Genomic DNA, 16,710 nt, shown 5'->3' with positions numbered 1-16,710 from the left:
AAGAATCGGAAGTCGTCGACCAGCTCGTTCCCGATCTGGAAGACGAAGTGCTGGACATCAACATGGTCCAGCGGATGACAGACTCCGGCCGCCGCGTGAAGTTCCGCTGCGTGGTCGCCGTTGGCAACCGCGACGGCCTCATCGGCTACGCCGAAGGGCGTGACGATCAGGTCGGCGGTGCCATCCAGAAAGCGATCGACATCGCGAAGCTGAACATCATCGACATCTCCCGCGGCTGCGGGTCCTGGGAGTGTGGCTGTGGCCGTCCGCACACGGTCGCGCTGCGCACCGAGGGCAAGGCCGGGAGCGTCGAAGTCGAGCTGCAGCCGGCCCCGCGCGGGCTGGGCCTCGCGGGCGGAGAGACCGTCCGCAAGGTGCTCGAACTCGCCGGTATCGAGGACATCTGGACACGCAGTAGCGGGAACACGCGCACCACGGTCAACTTCGCGAAGGCGACGTTCAACGCCCTGCAGAACACGGCCGAGGCGCGCGTCCCCGAACGAACCTTCGAGAAACGTGAGGTGATCGAGTGATGCACGCACTCGTCCAGCTCCGTGGCGAAGTCAATATGCACACCGACATTCAGGACACGCTGGAGATGCTCAACATCCACCACGTGAACCACTGCACGCTCGTCCCCGAGACGGACGCCTACCGCGGCATGGTGACGAAGGTCAACGACTTCGTCGCCTTCGGTGAGCCGAGCCAGGAGACGCTGGAGACAGTCCTGGCGACGCGCGCCGAGCCGCTCGAGGGCGACGCTGACGTGGACGACGAGTGGGTCGCCGAGAACACGGATTACGACGACATCTCCGGGCTCGCGTTCGCGCTCCTCTCCGAGGAGACGACGCTACGCGAGCAGGGCCTGTCCCCGACGCTCCGTCTGCACCCGCCTCGCGGTGGCCACGACGGCGTCAAACACCCCGTCAAGGAGGGCGGGCAGCTCGGGAAACACGACACCGAGGGTATCGACGAACTCCTGGAGGCGATGCGATAATGACGAGTAAAAAGAAACGACAGCGCGGCTCGCGCACGCACGGCGGCGGCTCGCACAAGAACCGACGTGGTGCCGGCCACCGCGGTGGTCGCGGTGCCGCAGGCCGTGACAAGCACGAGTTCCACAACCACGAACCGCTCGGCAAGAGCGGCTTCAAGCGCCCGCAGAAGGTGCAGGAAGAGGCCGCAACTATCGACGTTCGCGAGATCGACGAGAACGTCACGCTGCTGGCCGCAGATGACGTCGCCGAAGTCGAAGACGGTGGCTTCCGCGTCGATGTCCGTGATGTAGTCGAAGAGGCCGACGACGCCGATTACGTGAAAGTACTCGGTGCCGGCCAGGTTCGCCACGAACTCACGCTCATCGCCGACGACTTCTCCGAGGGCGCTCGCGAGAAGGTCGAAGCCGCAGGCGGGAGCGTCGAACTGACCGACCTCGGCGAGGAGCGCCAGGCCGAGGCCGAGACAGACGAAGACGCGGACGCGGACGAGGAATAACGAACGATGAGCTGGAAGGACACCGCCGAACCACTGCTTGTCCGGATGCCCGCAGTCCAGCGGCCGGAAGGACACGTCCCGTTCAAGCGTAAGCTCACCTGGACAGGGGGCGTGCTCTTGCTGTATTTCTTCCTGACGAACGTGAAGCTGTTCGGGCTGGACATCGACGCCAGCCAACAGGTGTTCGGGCGCTTCTCCTCGATTCTGGCCTCCGGCCAGGGGAGCATCTTGCAGCTGGGTATCGGTCCGATCGTTACGGCGTCCATCGTGTTACAGCTCCTCGGTGGGGCGGACCTGCTCGGGCTAAACACCCAGGACGACCCACGTGACCAGATCCTCTATCAGGGGCTCCAGAAGCTGCTGGTACTCGTGATGATCTGTCTCACCGGGCTCCCGATGGTGTTTGCCGGCGGCTTCCTCCCGGCTGACACGGCGGTCGCAAGTTCCCTGGGTATCGGTACGACCGGTGTCCAGTGGCTCATCTTCGGCCAGATGTTCGTCGGCGGTGTCCTCATCCTGTTCATGGACGAGGTCATCTCCAAGTGGGGCGTCGGCTCCGGTATCGGCCTGTTCATCGTTGCCGGCGTGAGCCAACGCCTCATCGGCGGCGTCCTGACGACGCCGTTTATTGGCAACAGCGAAGGGATCATCTACACCTGGTACCTGTTCATCACCGGCCAGCGCGGCACCGGGCCAGTGCTGGCTGCTGATGGCCTCCAGACGGTGTTGCTTCAGGGCGAACTGCTGGGGCTGTTCACGACGGTTCTCATCTTCTCGGTGGTCGTCTACGCCGAGTCGGTCCGCGTCGAGATCCCGCTGTCGAACGCCCGCGTCAAAGGGGCCCGCGGCCGGTTCCCGGTCAAGCTCATCTATGCGAGCGTCCTGCCGATGATCCTCGTCCGGGCGCTGCAGGCGAACATCCAGTTCCTGGGCCGGATCCTGAACGCCCAGCTGGGTTCGATGCCGGCGTTCCTCGGCACGTACGCCAACGGCCAGCCGACCGGCGGCCTGTTCTACTTCCTCGCTCCCGTCCAGAGCCGTGGCGACTGGATGTGGTGGCTGGAAGGGACTGCTCAGCCGGTCTGGCAGATCCTGACCCGTGTCGGGATTGACCTGTTCGTGATGATCGTCGGCGGCGGCATCTTCGCCGTCTTCTGGGTCGAGACCACCGACATGGGCCCGGAAGCAACGGCCAAGCAGATCCACAACTCCGGGATGCAGATCCCCGGCTTCCGACAGAACGTCGGCGTCATCGAGAAGGTCCTCGAGCGGTATATCCCGCAAGTGACTGTCATCGGCGGCGCCTTGGTTGGACTACTTGCCGTGATGGCCAACATGCTGGGTACCATCGGTGGCGTCTCCGGTACCGGGCTGCTACTGACGGTCTCCATCACGTACAAACTGTACGAGGAGATCGCCGAAGAGCAGCTCATGGAGATGCATCCGATGATGCGCCAGATGTTCGGATAGTTCTTGAATGTCATATTCTTTAGTTTCTCAACGACCTCTGAGCCGCTGCTTTGGCCTCAATCTTTCCTGGCCAAGAGGTGGTCCGCTGATATGCGGTATCATCAGCTGCGCTACCCGCGGCGACGAGACGCTCGATACGTCGGTCCACAGCTTTTCGAAACTGGAATACTGCGGGTACGACTCCGCCAGCGTCGTGCTGGCGAACAGTCATATCGACATGTGCAAACACTCAGGCAAAATCGCTGACCTGCGCGAGGCGCTCTCCGAGCACACCCCCCTGGCTCGGTCGGCATCGGCCACACCCGCTGTAGCACGCATGGTCCGCCGACCGACGAGAACGCCCACCTGCATCAGGACTGTACCGGCGATGTCGCGGTTGTCCACAACGGGATCATCGAGAACTACCAGTCCCTGCGTGACGAACTCGTCGGGGCCGGCCACACCTTCACCTCCGACACCGACACGGAGGTCGTCCCCCACCTCATTGAGGACGCACTGAACGGTGGTGCTGACCCCGAAGACGCCGTCCGCGAGGCGATCAGCCGCCTCGAAGGGAGCTACGCCGTCGCCGTCGTCATCGCCGGCTGTGACTCGGTGTTTGCCGCCCGGAACGACTCACCGCTTGTCCTGGGTATCGGCGAGGACGCGACCTACCTCGCGAGTGACGTCCCCGCCTTCCGGGATTTCACCGACAAGGTCGTCTACCTCGCCGACGGTGAGTTCGCCCGCCTCAACGACAAGGGCTGGACCGTCACCGACACTGACGGCACCGTCGTCGAGAAGGATGTCGACACTGTCCAGTGGGACCCCGAGGAGACCGGCAAGAGCGGCTACGACCACTTCATGCTCAAGGAAATCCACGAGCAACCGCGCGCGCTCCGGCAGTGCCTGCGGGGCCGCGTCGACGAACTCGCCGGCACGGTCGACATTGGCGACCTCGGTGATCTCTCCCCAACCGGCGTCCAGTTCATCGCCTGTGGGACCTCGTACCACGCCGCCCTGCACGGCGCGCAACTGTTCCGCGAGGCGGGTATCCCTGCCCAGGCGTTCCTCGCCAGCGAATACGCGACCGCGACGCCGCCAATCGGGGACGCACTCGTCGTCGGGGTTACCCAGAGCGGCGAAACCGCGGACACGCTCTCGGCGCTCCGGGCGGCCCGTCGCCGCGGTGCGCGGACGCTGGCTGTGACCAACGTCGTCGGCTCCACTGCGGCCCGCGAGTGCGACCACGCACTGTACATCCGTGCCGGGCCGGAAATCGGCGTCGCCGCCACCAAGACCTTCGCTTCACAATTGGCCGCGTTGAACCTGCTCGCCCTCGGGACGTCGACGACCGGCGACGCCCGGCAGGTCATCAGCGCGCTCCGTGACTTGCCCGGCCACGTGCAGGAAGTACTTGATGAATCCGCCGCCCAGGAGGTCGCTGAACTGTACCAGGACGCCAGCGCCTACTTCTTCATCGGCCGCGGCTATCAGGAGCCCGTGGCGCTCGAAGGCGCACTGAAGATGAAGGAGATCACCTACAAGCACGCCGAGGGCTTCGCTGCGGGTGAGCTGAAACACGGGCCACTGGCGCTCGTGACCGAGAACACGCCCGTGTTCGCGATTGTGACCGGCGACGACGAGCGTGCCCGCAAGACCATCGGGAACGTCAAAGAGGTCGAAGCGCGGGACGCGCCGGTCGTCGCGATCACCGACGGGCAAAGCGACGTCGAACGGTATGCCGACCACGTGCTCGAAATTCCCGAGACGCATCCGCGAGCCGCCGCCGTCCTGGCGAACACGCATCTCCAACTGGTGTCGTATCACACGGCCGCGTTGCTCGGGCGAAACATCGACAAACCGCGCAACCTGGCGAAAAGCGTGACTGTGGAGTGACGTCGGCCATACGTGCGCTGATACTGTCTGTATGAAGTGGCTTGTACTGATTGCAGATCCTTTTCAAGAAGTTCTGTACGCAACCATGAGATCGATAATAACACTCCAGACCTGCCTCGAAACAAGCTTCATATCGTAGCTAAATGACTGGTCACGCACGTATTCGAGGTCGTACCGTAACTTTTCGCCTGGTTCTTTTCCAGTCACGTCATTCACTTGTGCAGGTCCGGTCAGGCCGGGTTTCACGAACCAGCGCTTCTGCCAGTCGACGACGCCGCTCTGAATATCCGAGTCCAGTTCCGGTCGTTCGGGCCGTGGGCCGACGACGCTCATATCTCCTCGCAGTATCGACCAGAGCTGTGGAATCTCATCTAGGTGCGTCTGTCGCAGCACTCGCCCGACCGATGTCACGCGTGGGTCAACCCCACCCGCGTCCTCGTCGCTGATTGTCGCGCCGGACTCGTCTTCGGCGTTTTCGACCATCGACCGGAACTTGTAGATGGAAAACGTCTCGCCGAACACTGCTGTCCGGTCTTGTCGGTACAGTATCGAGCCGCCGTCTTCTACTTTTATTGCCGTTGCAATTCCCAAAACCACGGGCGATAGCGCCACCAGCCCAACCGACGCAAACGCAATATCGAATGTGCGCTTGAGGATGTAGTCTTGGATGTCCCAGGGCTCGATTTCCACGTCGACCAGGGTACCGACCCCACTGCTGGCGGTCAATACGGAGTCCGTGTGGTCTCGGTGGACCTTCGCGCTGACACCGTACTCGTAACAGGCGTCGAGCGCGCCGAAGAACTCCGCCCGGTCGGTATGACCGAACGCTAACACGACAGTATCGATATCGTACTCGACGAGTACGTCTTCGATCCGCGAGAGGCCACCCAACCGTTCTAGCCCACCAGAGTTGATTCCGCCGTCAGCGATGGCTTCTGTCCGTTCGATCGTCGTAACGACACTTGTCGGACACAGATAGCCAAGGAGTGTCCCGCCGACTTCGCTTGCGACTTCTTCGATCACTTGGAGGTCATCGCCGACGACGATGGTTTGCTCGCCATTCGACGATGGCCGCTTCCGAATCCACACGAACCACGCTGGCAGTGCGACCAGTAACAGTGGTGTTATCAATACGACAGTCAAGCGCGGCAGTCGGTACGTGTAATCGAAGTAGCCGATTGTCGCCAGCACGAGGACTGCCACGAGGACTCGCTTCTGGGCCAGTGCTACGGAGTCGAGAATCCGGCGCGGGCGGGGTTTGTACAACGGGAGAAACACACTGGCGACGACGGCAATTGTGACCAAGAGTTCGAACGTGAACTCCGATCCAGTTGGAGGGTCGGTCGGCAGCCGACTGAACATCAGGGTCGTGGTCGCTATCGACTGAAAGGTAGCGTTGTTAACAAATGCGACAGCAATCGTTGTCAGCACAACGACGCCGGCCACACTTGCGACCCGATACCGCCAGCCACTGTCCATTACCAGTGTAATTGGCGAGTTCTGACATAAGTCCTGTGTCCTGGGGCTCAGATACTGAAACCATGTGGAGGAGGACAAGATTGTGCTCCCAACGCTATCGAACGTCGACGGGGGCATCAACCGCCAGCTCATCAAAGGTGGTGTGGCATCGATAAGGTGCTAGCTGGCACAAAAGCCCAGCCAACGACCTGTGCCTCTTTCTCACGAGGTCGACCACTGTCTCGAGCATGACTGAGAACCAGGTTGCTCCCCGTATCGCTGATCCCGGTTCGAACGTCAGTCGATCACATCGACAGCCGCGTAATCTCGTCTGATGGCGGTGAATCAGATCGAACCGGCTGCGGAGCATTTTCGAAGCGCTAGTGAGCATGATTTTTGAGATGGACCGTCGCTGTCGGCGGTGGACTGCAGCCGACGCGACAGTGTCACCATTGACGACCGCTGTCCAGATCGGTGGACAGCTACCGGAAGAACCGGTCGTCAAGTAGTTGGTTCGCTGGAACAGTTCTGCGCACACCAAGTGCTGTCTAGGCTGCCCGCAGTAACATTTCGCAAAACTCCATGAACGGCCACTGCCAGAGGCGGCGCCCCCCGTGACGCGCTCGTCGAGGATTTCCTCTGGATTCTCCGGCCGATTTGGCCGTTTTGGACGTGGTTTCGCGTACGACAAGCCGAGATCTCGGAGAAAGTTCCCGAGGTAATCCGGATGGTACTCGACACCGAACTCCTCGGTCAGAAGATGCTGTATCTCCTGTGATTTCCATGGTTGGCCTTCTTCGAGGAGCTTGAGGAGTTCTTCTTGTTCGTCTTCGTCGAGTTTCGGGGGCGGACGGGGCGCCGCCAGGTCGCACATCCTCTCCAAGCAGACGCTTCCTCTAACCTGATGTGATCGACTGAGAATGTCGGGTATAACATCGCTCTCCCGCTTCATACCGGCGATTCTAACGACCTATCCCGGCGCTGTCTGTGGATTCAATTGAGCCGTTCGAACAGTGCCGTTGTCTCTGTATCCAGTGTTCTGAAGACCTGTTCGACCGTAGCGTTATTTGGTAGGACTGAGGTGGTCGTAGACACATCAGATTCGTCCTACTGCTTCCTTGTGAAGACTTCTGACCATCGCCACTAAATTAGAACGGATGGCCAAGCGAGGAAAAGTTGAGATCGTGGTCAATTATGGTTGCAACTCAGCTCTGAGGTTGTAACAAAGAATATCGACTAGTATTTAGGTAGCCGAAATAATATAAAATAAGACTGATGGCTGCAACTGATCATGGCCAGAGCAGCAGACTTCGGGTCTACGCTGTTCTGATTGTTTTATCAACCATTCCACTTATTGCGAAGATTCCGCTCAAAGGGAATTTGATTATAATCGGACAACTTCCAGTAGGGAGTGCAGTTGTCACTCCTTTCGACATCTACCTTCTCGCCTTGACTATCATATCTATTGCACTTCATCAAAAAGCCTGGATTCCTAAAACGCTGACCGTGCTTTCATTTATTGGGATTGTCGTTGCATCGTCTATCTCATTGGTACTGAATGGAGTCAGACTTCAGGGCATTATAGAAACTATTCAGTGGATTCAGATGGGGATATTTACTGTTGCAATCGGTCTCCTATTACAATCCGAGCGGGATATCCAGTATATCCTCGAAGTACTGGTGAAAATTAGTAGTATAAAGGCAATCTGGACTATAATTTATTTCGTAATATATGGATACCCTGGCCGCAGATTTAATGCATTAGTTGAGGGTGCAGCGCTTGTTATTCTGATCGGACTAATTATACAGGACTGTCAAGACTGGAGCTTAAATTTGCACCTGATACCTCTGGCTGGAGCGGTGTTAATCTCTCAAGAACGGAAGGTATGGGTAGCACTGGTTGTCAGTTCATTCGCTATCACAGCGCTCTACGCAACCTCAGGGAACCGTCGTAAAATCCTCAAGATGCTTCCCTGGTTCCTCGCAGGCTTCCTGGTCTTATTATTTGCTGCGGGATTTTTATTGCCCTCTGAAATTCTTGCGCGTATGGGTACATTATTTTCTATTCTTCCCTGGGTCGGAGATCCAGTTCAGTTCGAACGCTTGTATGTCTATCGAACCGGATTAGAGATTTTCCAACATAATCCGATATTTGGGGTTGGACCAGATGGTTGGTACCAGACGGCAAATATGTATGGGACTGATAATTTTATTGATTTTCAGAAACGAACAAAAAATGTTTACGTCGGCCCTCACAGTATATTTATTAAGGTCTTATCAGAAATTGGCGCAGTCGGCTTTATGTTTTTTTTGCTGTTGGTAGTGCAGCCGTTCCGATTTGCGGGATACTACATCAAAAGAGATAGTACAAGTCGGGCCAGTAATCTCGGAATGACTATGTTCGCATTTTATATTTATGTCCTATTCTATGCATCAGTCTATAGTAGCTCCACGCTCATTCGTGTATATATGTTTCTACCATTTGGCATTCTTTTATCATTAGATCTGCATAATGAACCAGGCAACACTAAAAATGAACAGTTTTAGAATATACTTAGTATCTGTGTCTAATACGCGTCTTTGAGGGCGACTTCATGATCTACTTCACGCTTCAGGGAATTTAGCGGGATTCTCATGGAGCCACCCTCTAGAACGTGAGGCTGTGCACACTATCTGGCGACGCCCCGCCGGAGTGGTCTGCGAAAGAGTTGACCCCTTTAGAAGCGTATAGTTCTGGAGAAAGACCAGTCAACGCGGACAGTTAGTGCGGCATTTGTCGGAAGGAGTGCTTGACCAAGCAATTGAAGATGCTCCGTTGATCGGACACTAACCGACTATCTGAGCGTCTCTCCGAGCGTTTTCCGTGACATTAACGGCGAATTGGACACCGTCTGGCGATATGGGGCGCCTCAGGACTCTCGCACGGACGTTTCGTGACTTTGCCACGAACCACGTAGAAGAACCGGACGTACCCGCCGCGCCGGATGGCGTGGACGGGTACGCCAAGTCCACGAAAATCGCGCTCCTACTGCTCAAGGAGGAAATCAACAAGCCACTCCGGAAGCTCGAAGATTATCTGAACGAGATGCCGGGAATCCTCAATGTGTTCGGTCTTGGGGAATCCCCTGATCACTCGTCGTTCAGTGTGTAGGACGATGAATTTCCGATGCAGGAGTTGCGCCGCCTGCTCCGCCGTGACGGGGCGCCGCCATTGTTGCATATCTTCCCCAAGCAGACGCTTCCTCTAACCCGATGTGATCGACTGCAACGTGAATCGCACGTTGAGTTCAGCGTGTATGCATGGGACACTTTTTGCGTGGACACCAGAGGCGTCCCCTTCCTCAGGGGAGTCAGTTGCTACTGAACTCCAGAGGACTTTGCGACACGACCAGAATCTTAGATCAATAATACTGTATTTCCCCGTCCAATTCGGAATGATTAAACCAACGAATATAAAATCCGAGAGAGGGTTCGATTTCCTAATGAGCGAATCGGAGAAAATCAGTCGCCGTGAGCAATTGCAGGCAATTATACGGGTCGGTAAGCATCGACCGAATCTCACTGTAGCGATTATTATAGGCGGTGTTTTCGCTGCGCTACTTGAGGGCGTCGGGCTTGGATTTATTCTCCCAATAGTTGAGATAGTCCAATCGCCCGGTGACCCAACACAGCAGGCCGACGGCATCTTGCTAGCATTTATATCTATCTACCAGTTTTTCGAGGTACCATTTACGCTGGGATCTGTCGTTGTCGGTGTCAGTGCCGTACTAACTGTCCGGTGGACGCTGACGTTTTTTGTGCGATGGATGCGGAGTGCACTGGCTGTTGACTATACGCGAGAACTCCAGAAGGAAGGGTTCGACAACGCGCTTGATGCACGGATTGAGTACTTCGATCAGGAAGGTTCAGATGATATACTTAATGCAATCGTAACGCAAGCAGAGTATGCGGGACGAACCATCCAGTTTATTATCAATTTCGTTGAACAGGGGCTCTTGGCACTGATGTACCTCGCTGTTGCATTAATTATTGCCCCATATCTCACATTCTTTTCACTCATCTTTCTTGGTGGGTTCTCAGTGCTGTTTCGGTATCTCATTGAATCTGGGTATGAACTTGGAGACGAAGTTGCAGATGCAAACGAGCGTGTCCAACAGACGGCGCAGGCAGGGACCCAAGGGATACGAGATACGAAGCTATTCGGCCTGAAAAATGAACTTTTCGAGGACTTTCTCGAAGCAGTGGATCAGTTCGCAACCTCAAGTATCACTCTTCAACGGAATGAGCAGGCTATAGAGAACTTTTATAATCTGTTGACGGCCGTCTCTGTGTTCGTTCTTATTTATTTTGCACTCACACTTGCGAAGCTCTCTCTCGGATCGCTTGGAGTATTTCTGTTCGCGATGTTCCGACTTGGGCCGAAAGCGAGTGGGCTAAATTCGAAACTGTATAAAATAGAAAACAACCTGCCACATCTCGTTCGAACACAGGAGTTCATTGATGAGTTGGAGCAGAATTCTGAACCGACTCACGACTCAGAGCCCGTCCCAGACGATATCCAGACGGGCAAGTTTGACGATGTGCACTTCACCTACGAGGAACAGGAAGATGAGGCACTCTCAGGTGTGACTTTCGAATTTGAGAAGGGGGAGTTCATTGGTTTTGTGGGGCAATCCGGTGCAGGGAAGTCCACTATCATCTCGTTACTAGTCCGGATGTATGAACCTGATTCTGGGGAGATTCGGGCAAACGGCCGCCCAATTCACGAGATGGATATCAATAAATGGCGCTCGCAAATCGCTGTCGTGCGACAGGACCCGTTTATTTTTAATGATACCCTGCGGTACAACTTGACAATCGGCAATCGAGAGATACCAGAAAAAGAACTCGATAGGGTGACCCGCATAGCGAAGGTGGATGAGTTCTTTGAAGACCTACCAGATGGCTACGAGACGCAACTTGGCGACGACGGAGTCCGGTTGTCCGGTGGCCAACGACAGCGAGTGGCGCTGGCACGAGCACTCTTAAAAGACGCCGACGTATTGGTACTTGACGAGGCGACGAGCGATCTTGACTCGAATTTAGAGAGGGAAGTCCAGAAATCCATTGAGAATATGCAACGAGATTACGCGATAGTTGGAATCGCTCACCGACTCTCGACAGTGAAAAACGCCGACAGGATTTACTCGTTAGACGCTGGGGAAATCGTTGAAACAGGGGAACACGAAGAGTTGATCAACATGGGTGGACAGTACGCAGAACTGTATGCGATTCAGTCTCAAAGTGGATGATATACCAGAATGATTTTAACGGGGCGGACCCATTTCATTCTCACTCATTCATTCAAATGCCAAAATGTGCTGAATTATGTAAACTATAACAAAATTCTTGAGCCCCCCCCTTTTTATCCGATTAAAAAATTTGTGTCAAGATCTGGTCGTCCCAGATCCTTATCAGTGGAGAGGAATCCTGCCTTCTAGTAGCTACCGCGTAGTTTTGTGAGAGGTCTTCTCAATCACTGTCTAGACGATTATATTTCTATATAAGTATATAACGAGAAAACTATACCTTTCACAACAGTTTTGAATAGAGCCAGCACATAATATGAAGCCATGCTCAGTACTTCACAAAGCCGGTTAGTTGAGAGGTTTGCTTGCTGAAGATGTGTGTAATACTGGCACCTCCCCGCTGTGGCGGGCGTCGCCTCTGGTCCTGGTCGTTCGAGGAGTTCATCAATATGCTGTGTCGGGCAGCGTGGACGGCCCTCGCAGTGCGTTGGGCCGTCCCCGCGAACCGGCCACCGGATGACCGGTTCCACCGGTAATCACCAGGCGGAGACGCCGCCTTGCGAGTGGCGACGCTGCCGCGTCGGCGTCTGATGGCCGCCGACAGCGGCAGCTCCCTCTTCGATTAGCGTCCCTCGACCCCTATCGACGACTCATCTCAACAAAACAGGTGACTCAAGTCAGGTTAACTGGCGATGCTTTGTGAGGTACTGATGCTTAACATCTATGAGCAGTCCGGTTCAGAAAGCAAATCGAACGCTCCATGAGTTAATGTCCATTATTGCGTGGTTTTCATATACATTGGCGAAAGACAGTGTATTACGGGGTTAGAATATGTCTCTAAGGATCCGTTTTGTCTCTACGCACCTCGGTCATGTTCGAGGCGGTGCCGAAATCAACGACTTGACCCTCGGCGCAGAGTTCTCGAAGATGGGTCACGATGTCTCGTATATAACAATCGGAAACGACAGCGCCAATTTATCCAACGGTGTTAAGACTTTAGGCGTTGACTGTCCATATGCCTACGATCTGAGTTATTCCGTTCCGGAGCCGTTAGGAAAAATAATCCGACACCTAAATGAGGAACTATTCATCCATCGGATACACCAAGACACCAGAGAACCTCTCTCTGAGGCAGATATCGTGTATGCAACAGGGCGACCCGTTCTCAGTCGTCTCCGAAAGCTTACAGATTCACCATTCGTGTATACTGTCCGTGGACGCGTGAACCCCCTATACGATAGGTATCTGAAACGAGCAGACGGATTGGTTTTCTGGGGCGGTTGTGATGAGGAGTACGAGGATAAATCGATTCTCTCCATTCCGAACCGGACGATTGATCCGGGCATTGATCCAGATACGTTCTGTCCGCAGGAACTCAGCGACGGTGATAAACCGGAATACGCTACCAATGAAAGCACAGTACTCACATTCAGCGGCCGGCTCGAACCAGTCAAACAGATAGATAATATAATCGAAGCTGTTAGTCGGTTAGAATCGGAGTTCGATTTGACTCTCGTAATACTCGGTGATGGTTCGCAACGGTCGAAACTTGAAGAGTTAGCGGACTCCATCGTTGACGAGACTCCGATTCACTTCACAGGTCGTGTAGAACACGATTCGATTCCGACTCATTTGAATGCCAGTGACGTATTTATACTCGCTTCTGCGATGGAGAACCACCCAATCGCGCTAAAGGAGGCGATAGCTTGCGGAACGTATTCTGTCGCACCTGCTATCGGACGTATCCCACAGATCGTGTCAGAAGATACAGGTTATGTATACGAGGATAACACGACAAAGGGACTGACAGCAGCGCTGCAAGAAATACTCTCGAATAATCGCCACAAACGCCGGTCACGGCGGGAGCGTTCGGTTCAGTTTGCGGATTGGAACGATGCTGCGGATAAAATCATCAATCTGTTTAAGCAACTTCAATAGTCCGGAGGCGAGTAACGATCCCCTATTTATAGCCCAAGTCTTCTAACCGCTGGTCAATCCCTTCGGGAGTCTCTGACGGAACATTGTTATCTGAGTCTTGTACCGTCTTTGAAAGATCTTTACTGGGATCCCAGAGATCTCGCTCGGCTTCGAGCCTATTACCCTTGATGTCGATTAAATGGTTCTGGTATTTGTTCTGTAGCTTCCGATATACGCCTTCGGCAGTTTCTATTTTGTTCTGCGATTCCTCAGGATCAGAGACGACATCAAAGAGTAACTCCGTCTCCGGAGATACTGTATGTGTGTCCTGTTGACATATATATTTCCATGGACTTTGTATGACTGCCGTCGAGATTCCCTCACTGTTCTCAAATCCGAGGAACACCGTATTCTCATTCGTCCGATCTCTCAGGTCCGTTCCGTCCCAAGACTCTGGAATATTTGCATTGGCGAGATGAGCGATTGTCGTTGGAATATCAATCAAACTGACGGCGGCATCGCTTTCGCTGGTATCGAACTGGGGTGCATCAACGACCAGCGGGATGTGAGCCATTGACTGATAAACGGACTCCTTATGAAAACGGTTGTGTAGTCCCAGCTCCTCTCCATGATCGGCAGTCAGAACAACGGTGGGGTCTCCCTCAGCCTCTCGAAGGAGACGCCCGACGTGTGCATCAGCATTTCGGATATTAGTATCGTATGCGTCTACCAGTATCTCTGATGGAGGATTTCCTGGGTCTACAGAGGGCATTCGGACGTGTTCCCTATCTGCGGGAATATTAAGTGCATGACGGTGCTCCGGGAAGTACCCATAAGGGTGATGCGCGTCCATCAAGTGAACCCAAGCAAAGTAAGGTTTATCGCTGTCGCTCGCTTCAGCGATCCAGTTGAGGGCTTGGTTTACTACCGCCTCATCGTTTGAGTTTGCGTTTGCACCAGTACTTTCAATATATTTTAGTATGGAATCGTAGCCAGACTTCAAAACATCGTAGATCCGTCCTTTCGGGATAGTGGGACCGACTTGTTGTCGAATAAAACGGTTTATATCTTTCAATTTCATATCACTACTGTCTCCCATCCAATTCTCATAATCATAGAAATAATCAAATCCTCTACTATAATTGAAATAGCTTGATACGAAAGGATTATCTGAGAAGCCTCCGGTCTGGTAGGTCTGTTCTCGTAGCACTTCAGCAAGAGTTTTACTTGCGTGTTTAGGGAGGCCGGCACCACTGATCCGGAGGGGATACGTTCCCCCGTGTATAGATTTGAAGCCGAATCTGGTTCCCGGACCATTACTGTAGGCGTGCTGGAAGCGCGTTCCTCGCTGAATGAGAGCGTCAATATTTGGTGTTGTATCCCGAGGATAGCCATATCCACCAACGTGATCAGCACGGAGACAGTCGACTGTTATAAGAAGGATTGAGTCTGTCATTGATGGGCTTATTCGAATCAGCAGTTTTAGTCTAATGAAGTTATCGCAACCCGACTACTGATATTTGTGCTTGTAATCATTCCCCGAAAGCAACCAGGCAAGTCGTGATACCAATGACGAATGTACTAAGCGACAGAGATATTGATAGAGACCAAGTGGATCTATCTCTTCCATTCCCGAGCGAATCCGATTCCGAAGCTCATCAATCTCTCCGAAATACCTGTTTCCGAGTGTTGATCTGAGCTGACGCCAGCACTCTTTTGTGGGACTTACATTTGCTATTCCAGTCGGAAGATATCGGAGCTCTATCTTGGAGTTCTCCGCAAACGCTCATCTGTAGAAGTCAGTACTTAGTATTTGCTCGAACCAGTTGTCGGTGTTGAGGATCTAACCCAAGAAATTCAGATAGCCCTGTAAGTGGTGTTTTGAGACGCCTCGGAACCTTCGCAACCAGTTGCGAAGGAAACTGTGACGGTTCTCACAGCTGTTTGTGTGAGCATCACCCACGACGTAGTGTTCGTCGTGATTGATGGCTAAATGGCCATCAATCTCGTCGTACTCGTCGATTCCGTCGTAGATGCTGTACTGATCGGTACAGAGGATCACGGTCTCATCGCCGTACTCGGCGATGTCTTCGTCAACGTCTTCGAGATTATCGCGGACGAGGAACCGAACTCGTCCGTCGGAGCGACGGACGAGTGTCACGACGGGTGGTTTGTCTGACTCGAAGGTTCCGCGTCCTTTTTTGTGAGTCCGCGCTCGCGCGGACTCCCATCCTCATCTTCGAGTCCCTTCTCGCCAGCAACGACGTAGACCTCGTCAGCCTCACAGACACCGGAGAGGTCAAACTCAGGATCCTCGGCAAGTGCGTCTTGGACTTCATGGAAGTCCAAGACCGTCTTGTAGGTACGGTCGAGTTCTTGGAAAATCTCGTTCGTCGTGTGTTCCTCCATCCCTCGGAGGATGTGGAACATCTCTGGGATGGTGAGCTGATGTTCCGCAAACACTGTCCCTGTGAGATCATTGAATATTCTCTCACAGTCCTGACAACGATAGCGTTGAGCGTTCTTTCGTGTCGTTCCCTTCTTGATCGTGTCCGCACTCTCGCAGTGCGGACACGTCACCCCGTCCGGCCATCGCTGATCACGCAGATACGCTAAACAGTCCTCTTTGTCAGGCAGAAAGACCTCGTTGACACTCTCTTTGCTGACCATGCTGTGTTGGACTACGAACTCCAGTCATGAGAAAGTATCCACCACTACAGATGAGCGTCTAGGAAATGACCAGACGACAGGCTGATGCTATTCTCGACCAGCGGCAGGCGGGAAACATCGTGTGCGGTAGCTGTGGCTGATGCGGCCTGCGACCCGGCTACTGAACGCCGCCGGGCGGCGTTCAGGCACTCACACCTGGCGGGTTATACACCTCCTCTCGGTTGAGCATGTGGAAGATAGACACCAGCAACTTGCGAGCAGTTGCGACGATCGCTTTTTGCGATCCCTTCTTTCCCGCTAATCGATCGTAGAACTGTTTCAGGTACTCGTCTTTACACGTGTGGACGGCTGTGCGCGCACACTGGACGAGGATCCACCGTAACTGCCGAGATCCACGTTTCGAAATGCTCAGTACCTCACAAAACATCGCCAGTTAACCTGACCTGAGTCACCTGTTCTGTCGAGATGAGTCGTCGATAGTGGTCAAGGGACGCCAATCGAAGGGGAAGCTGCCGCTGTCGGCGGCGATCAGCCG

General features: G+C 54.4%; 10 protein-coding genes and 7 pseudogenes. 10 read left to right on the top strand and 7 right to left on the bottom strand.

Going from position 1 to position 16,710, the window contains the following annotated elements:
• The 5 genes and pseudogenes from G9463_RS20315 to glmS all read left to right on the top strand — a co-directional run.
• On the top strand, window positions 1-533 hold a 533-nt coding region (locus G9463_RS20315; protein WP_165897676.1), incomplete at its 5' end, for a 30S ribosomal protein S5.
• Window positions 533-997, top strand: a complete 465-nt coding sequence (gene rpmD, locus G9463_RS20310) for a 50S ribosomal protein L30 (RefSeq protein ID WP_050036837.1) — start codon at window positions 533-535, stop codon at window positions 995-997. The genes G9463_RS20315 and rpmD, both read left to right, overlap by 1 nt.
• Window positions 997-1,494: an uL15m family ribosomal protein gene (locus tag G9463_RS20305; RefSeq protein ID WP_121303377.1), complete on the top strand. Its 498-nt coding sequence runs from the start codon at window positions 997-999 to the stop codon at window positions 1,492-1,494. The genes rpmD and G9463_RS20305 overlap by 1 nt, the downstream gene beginning before the upstream one ends.
• Before the next feature lie 6 nt (window positions 1,495-1,500).
• Window positions 1,501-2,964 (top strand): preprotein translocase subunit SecY, encoded by a 1,464-nt coding sequence (gene secY / locus G9463_RS20300; protein WP_165897675.1) that lies wholly within the window; start codon window positions 1,501-1,503, stop codon window positions 2,962-2,964.
• Between the two features lie 88 nt (window positions 2,965-3,052).
• A pseudogene (gene glmS, locus G9463_RS20295) lies at window positions 3,053-4,842 on the top strand (glutamine--fructose-6-phosphate transaminase (isomerizing)).
• Between the two features lie 63 nt (window positions 4,843-4,905).
• On the opposite strand, the gene G9463_RS20290 reads toward glmS, so the two are convergent.
• From G9463_RS20290 to G9463_RS20280, 3 genes and pseudogenes are all read right to left on the bottom strand, one after another.
• Window positions 4,906-6,321, bottom strand: a complete 1,416-nt coding sequence (locus G9463_RS20290) for a sugar transferase (RefSeq protein ID WP_165897674.1) — start codon at window positions 6,319-6,321, stop codon at window positions 4,906-4,908.
• Window positions 6,322-6,782: 461 nt separating this feature from the next.
• A pseudogene (locus G9463_RS20285) lies at window positions 6,783-6,920 on the bottom strand (ISH3 family transposase); the annotation flags it as partial.
• Window positions 6,917-7,147 (bottom strand): annotated as a pseudogene (locus G9463_RS20280) (winged helix-turn-helix domain-containing protein); the annotation flags it as partial. The pseudogenes G9463_RS20285 and G9463_RS20280, both read right to left, overlap by 4 nt.
• A gap of 428 nt (window positions 7,148-7,575) precedes the next feature.
• Between G9463_RS20280 and G9463_RS20275 the strand changes: the two are divergent.
• The 5 genes and pseudogenes from G9463_RS20275 to G9463_RS20255 all read left to right on the top strand — a co-directional run bounded on the left by G9463_RS20275 (window position 7,576) and on the right by G9463_RS20255 (window position 13,526).
• A complete protein-coding gene (locus G9463_RS20275; RefSeq protein ID WP_165897673.1) occupies window positions 7,576-8,847 on the top strand; it encodes an O-antigen ligase in 1,272 nt (423 codons plus the stop codon).
• Window positions 8,848-9,199: 352 nt separating this feature from the next.
• A pseudogene (locus G9463_RS20270) lies at window positions 9,200-9,448 on the top strand (IS5/IS1182 family transposase); the annotation flags it as partial.
• A 334-nt stretch (window positions 9,449-9,782) separates the two neighbouring features.
• Window positions 9,783-11,591 (top strand): ABC transporter ATP-binding protein, encoded by a 1,809-nt coding sequence (locus G9463_RS20265; RefSeq protein WP_165897672.1) that lies wholly within the window; start codon window positions 9,783-9,785, stop codon window positions 11,589-11,591.
• A gap of 383 nt (window positions 11,592-11,974) precedes the next feature.
• A pseudogene (locus tag G9463_RS20260) lies at window positions 11,975-12,124 on the top strand (ISH3 family transposase); the annotation flags it as partial.
• A gap of 295 nt (window positions 12,125-12,419) precedes the next feature.
• Window positions 12,420-13,526: a glycosyltransferase gene (locus G9463_RS20255; RefSeq protein ID WP_165897671.1), complete on the top strand. Its 1,107-nt coding sequence runs from the start codon at window positions 12,420-12,422 to the stop codon at window positions 13,524-13,526.
• Between the two features lie 22 nt (window positions 13,527-13,548).
• On the opposite strand, the gene G9463_RS20250 is transcribed toward G9463_RS20255, so the two are convergent.
• From G9463_RS20250 to G9463_RS20235, 4 genes and pseudogenes are all read right to left on the bottom strand, one after another.
• Window positions 13,549-14,961, bottom strand: coding sequence for a sulfatase (locus G9463_RS20250; RefSeq protein WP_165897670.1), 1,413 nt, complete (start codon window positions 14,959-14,961; stop codon window positions 13,549-13,551).
• Window positions 14,962-15,090: 129 nt separating this feature from the next.
• Window positions 15,091-15,267: pseudogene (locus G9463_RS20245) on the bottom strand (IS630 family transposase); the annotation flags it as partial.
• 81 nt (window positions 15,268-15,348) lie between these two features.
• A protein-coding gene (locus G9463_RS20240) for an IS1595 family transposase (RefSeq protein WP_165897669.1) occupies window positions 15,349-16,175 on the bottom strand; the annotation gives its coding sequence in 2 pieces (ribosomal slippage) (window positions 15,349-15,710 and window positions 15,710-16,175; 828 coding nt in all).
• Between the two features lie 181 nt (window positions 16,176-16,356).
• Window positions 16,357-16,581, bottom strand: a pseudogene (locus G9463_RS20235) (transposase); the annotation flags it as partial.
• Window positions 16,582-16,710 lie beyond the last annotated feature (129 nt).

Source organism: Haloarcula sp. JP-Z28 (assembly GCF_011440255.1).
GTDB classification, from domain to species: Archaea; Halobacteriota; Halobacteria; order Halobacteriales; family Haloarculaceae; genus Haloarcula; species Haloarcula marismortui.
This window is presented reverse-complemented; position numbering and strand designations above follow the sequence as displayed.